This is a genomic window from Aminobacter sp. P4_D5, assembly GCF_056401815.1.
The window spans coordinates 1-600 of record NZ_JBFUIP010001021.1; the positions used below are offsets into that span (position 1 = coordinate 1).

The following is a 600-nucleotide window of genomic DNA, read 5'->3' on the forward strand; positions in this document are numbered from 1 at the left end:
TGCGACGACTGGCCTCGCTGGGCGACCGGGTCTGGGTGGCGCGCCGCGACCAGATCGCGGCGGCCTTCGCCTCAGGCCAGGGCTGAGAAGAAGCGCGCGATCTCGGCCGCGGCGCGGTCGGGATCCTCGCGGTGCGGGAAGTGGCCCACGCCCTCGAACATGGCGAGGTCGAGTTGGGGAAAGGTCTCCGCGAGGCGGTCCGTCCAGGCATAGGGGAAGAGGGGATCGTGCTCGGCCCAGCGCACGCAGGTCGGGAGACCGATCGGCGGCAGGGTCGGCGCCTTGCCCTTGAGCATTGCGATCCGGCCGGCATGTGCGGCGCGGTAATAGGCGAAGCCGCCGGCGAGATTGCCGGGCTTGAGGAAGTTGTCGGTGAATTCCTCCAGCACCTCGTCGAAGGCGTCCTTCCGATGCGACCAGTGCCGCAGGAAATGCGCGAAATAGGCCCGGCAGGAATCGCGCGTCGCGCCGACCAGCGCGGGGGCCATCTGCATCTGATGGAAGGATTGATACCAGATCTCGCTGAGCCGGTCGGGCGTGCCCATCCGCGCTCCGATGCCGGGATAGACGAAGTCGAAGAAGAACAGGCCGGTGCAGCGC

The 600-nt window shown here is 68.3% G+C and carries 1 protein-coding gene; it reads right to left on the reverse strand.

Annotated features, from left to right (window positions below):
* Nucleotides 1–71 precede the first annotated feature (71 nt).
* The coding region (locus AC1DWF_RS36425; protein WP_476843309.1) for an alpha/beta fold hydrolase at nucleotides 72–600 on the reverse strand (529 nt) is incomplete at its 5' end.